The organism is Peptacetobacter sp., from assembly GCF_029264495.1.
In the GTDB taxonomy this organism is placed as follows: domain Bacteria; phylum Bacillota; class Clostridia; order Peptostreptococcales; family Peptostreptococcaceae; genus Peptacetobacter.
Genome location: NZ_JARIBH010000033.1, coordinates 1 through 3,024, shown reverse-complemented (window position 1 = coordinate 3,024; position 3,024 = coordinate 1). Strand labels below are relative to the sequence as shown.

Here is a 3,024-nt window from a genome sequence, read left to right as displayed (position 1 = left end):
TTTATATTTCCCCAGTGACCAAAGAATTAAAGATTTCCATTTTCCACCTATAACTTCTAAAGTAACTTCTATCTCACATCTATAATTAGAACAACTTACTTTATTATTTCTATCTTCTGGCATACCTAAATCTCCTTCTTTTTAAACTTATACAATATATTATAACATAATTTTCATTTCCTAATGTCTTTATAACTTGAAGATAATAAGAAGTATTTCTATAAATAAAAAAGACTATTATCTATATATAATAGTCTTTAGTTTATCTATCCTATTGTTATAGTGTTTGAAGCAGATTTTAAAGTTTCAACTATATCATACATATTGCTTACACTTCCTGCTTGTAATTTATCTTTTAAATCGTAATAATCTAAACAAGTTCCACAAGAAATAACTGTAACACCTTTTTCTTCTAATATTTTAAGATTTTCTATTGTTGCTTCATTTTCTGTAGATAAAGTAACTCCTCCATTGACTAACACAACAGCTTTTGGATAAGGTTTTGTTTCTGTTAAAGTATATATAAATCCTTTTATAAGAACTTTTCCAAGCTCATCATTACCAGAACCCATTTTATCTGATGTTATTAAAACAACTTGGTCAGATAACTCTTCATTATTTTCTACTTCAACTTCTGCTGAAGCTTCTCCTTTTATTATCTGTACATCTATTTCATCATCTTCTTCTCTTATAACACTAACCTCACATTTAAGTGAATTTGCTAATTTAAAAAGATTTTCCTTAGCAATTGTATTATCTACTGTAGTAACTACTACACCTTCTGTTAACTTATCCAATTCCTTTTTTGTATTTATAACAGGTTTTGGACAAGCAAGTCCTCTTGCATCTACTTTTATACTCATTATCTTTCACCTCATTTAATTATTCTAATCATAATATATCATATTAAATTACATATTTTATCTTTATAATTATAGTTATTTTCTATATTCTTATAGATTTAATATATTAAATCTCGATAATACATATTATATTCATAATATATTAAATTTTGGTTACAAATTCTTCACAATAAATAATAAATAAATTTTTATTGTAATTTTTTTGTATAATTTAATTAAGACTATATGTAGTATAATATATATATAGAATATTACATAATTATAGATATAAGTTTATATATAATAAAAACTATATACAAATATCTAAAAATAATAAGTGAGGAGGATAAGATTATGAAATTCAAAAAATTAACATCACTTCTTGTAGCTTTTGTTATCTCACTATCATTTGTAGCTTGTGGTAAAGTTGATTCTGAATCTAAAACTGATGATAAAAATAAAACTGACCAAGCTGTACCTTATGATGAAAATGATAAAGACAAAGATGATAAAAACGATAAAGATGATAAAGATCAAATCGAAATCCATAAAAAATATGATGAAAAGAAAGATAAAGCCGCTAAAAAAGAATTTGTTGTTTACAGCTATGATGTGGATGATGACGAATTAGTAGCTAATATATATAGAACTGATAAATTAACTCCACAAATTATTTTCGATAAATTAAAAGAATTAGGTGTTGTAACTAAAAACGCTAAAATGAATAGCTTTGATATAAGTGAAGCTGATGGAGTTGACACTGGTTTCTTAGATGTAAACAAAGACTTTTTAAATCCTAAACTAGGAAGTTCTGCTGAAGGACTTATGTTAGATGCAGTTGCACAAAGCTTTATCGGAAACTTACCTGTAGATCAAATTCAACTTTCTGTTGATGAAGGTATATATGAAAGTGGACATATAGTTTTAGATGCTGGAGATTTCTTAAAACCAACAAATAAAAGTATTAACAATTCAGTAGATAAAAATGATAATGAAGATGTAGAAGCTGACGAAAATTAATATATTTTCCATAGAAAAAGAGCTATCAAATTGATGGCTCTTTTTTATTTTATTAATTATTATTAATTTATTTATACTTACTATTAATTTTACTCTCCCATTAACATATTTATAATCATTTCTAAATCTTCATCACTATAATATTCTATCTCTATCTTTCCATTTTTCTTTCCTTTAACTATATTTACTTTTGTACCAAGTACATTTCTTAAAGTATCTTCTGCTTCCATAGTGAATAGGTCTTTTTCATATACTGTATTTTCTCTTTTTTTAGTATCTTTCTTTTGAATATTCTTTACAATAGATTCTAAATCCCTTACAGATAAATTATCTCTAAGTATCTTATCTGCAAGCCTATTTTGTTCTTCCTCATCATTTATTCTAAGCAAAATCTTCCCATGTCCTGAACTAATCTCACCTTTATCTAATAAATCAAGAGATTTTTTGTATAAATTTAAAAGTCTTAAACTATTTGTAATATAAGGTCTACTTTTCCCTATAGTTTCTGACAATTCTTTTTGTGTTAAACTATATTTTTCTATTAATCTTTTGTACGCTTTACTTTCTTCAACAGGGCTTAAATCCTCTCTTTGTAAATTCTCTATTATAGCCATTTTATCTATTTCTTCATAAGTTACATCTTTTATTATAACTGGAACTTTTTTCATTTTTAATTTCTTACAAGCTGTAAAACGTCTTTCACCTGCAATTATCATATATTCTTTATTCTCATCTTCTTTAACTAATATCGGTTGAAGAAGTCCATATTGCTCTATTGATTTTGCTAATTCATCTATTTTTTCTGAATCAAAATTTTTCCTAGGCTGATTTTCATTTGGATATATTTTATATATTTCTATCTCTTCTATCTTTTCCATAATATAATCTCTTTTGATACCTTTCTAAATTTTTCATTTAAATTAATTAATCTCATTATATCATATCTAAAACCTATTGTTCTTAATGTATCTTTATTCCAGCTTGAATTACAAAATTTTATTAAAATAAAAGCCTAGAGAAATTACATCTCTAGGCTTTTTGATTAACTTTATTTTCTTTCATTTAAAGAAAGAATTTTTTAGACTTTATTTTCTTTTACGTCTATTTTTTCTACTTCTTCTACCACTTCTTGTGATAGTTTTTTTGTTATTTCTTCTTATCG

At 24.9% G+C, this 3,024-nt stretch carries 3 protein-coding genes; 1 reads left to right on the top strand and 2 read right to left on the bottom strand.

Annotated features, from left to right (window positions below; all coding sequences use genetic code 11):
- Positions 1–266: 266 nt before the first annotated feature.
- Positions 267–863 (bottom strand): sulfurtransferase-like selenium metabolism protein YedF, encoded by a 597-nt coding sequence (gene yedF, locus Q1J78_RS03415; protein WP_300277969.1) that lies wholly within the window; start codon positions 861–863, stop codon positions 267–269.
- Between the two features lie 333 nt (positions 864–1,196).
- Here yedF and Q1J78_RS03410 point away from each other — a divergent pair, with 333 nt between their 5' ends.
- Positions 1,197–1,862, top strand: coding sequence for a hypothetical protein (locus tag Q1J78_RS03410; RefSeq protein ID WP_300277966.1), 666 nt, complete (start codon positions 1,197–1,199; stop codon positions 1,860–1,862).
- Positions 1,863–1,951: 89 nt separating this feature from the next.
- On the opposite strand, the gene Q1J78_RS03405 is transcribed toward Q1J78_RS03410, so the two are convergent.
- On the bottom strand, positions 1,952–2,740 hold the full coding sequence (locus tag Q1J78_RS03405; RefSeq protein WP_300277963.1) for a ParB/RepB/Spo0J family partition protein: 789 nt from the start codon (positions 2,738–2,740) through the stop codon (positions 1,952–1,954).
- Between the last annotated feature and the right edge of the window lie 284 nt (positions 2,741–3,024).

What these genes read in the sequence shown, in the direction of transcription:
- yedF (WP_300277969.1), bottom strand. Translation starts at nt 863, where the DNA reads ATGAGTATAAAAGTAGATGCAAGAGGACTTGCTTGTCCAAAACCTGTT.
- Q1J78_RS03410 (WP_300277966.1), top strand. Translation starts at nt 1,197, where the DNA reads ATGAAATTCAAAAAATTAACATCACTTCTTGTAGCTTTTGTTATCTCA.
- Q1J78_RS03405 (WP_300277963.1), bottom strand. Translation starts at nt 2,740, where the DNA reads ATGGAAAAGATAGAAGAGATAGAAATATATAAAATATATCCAAATGAA.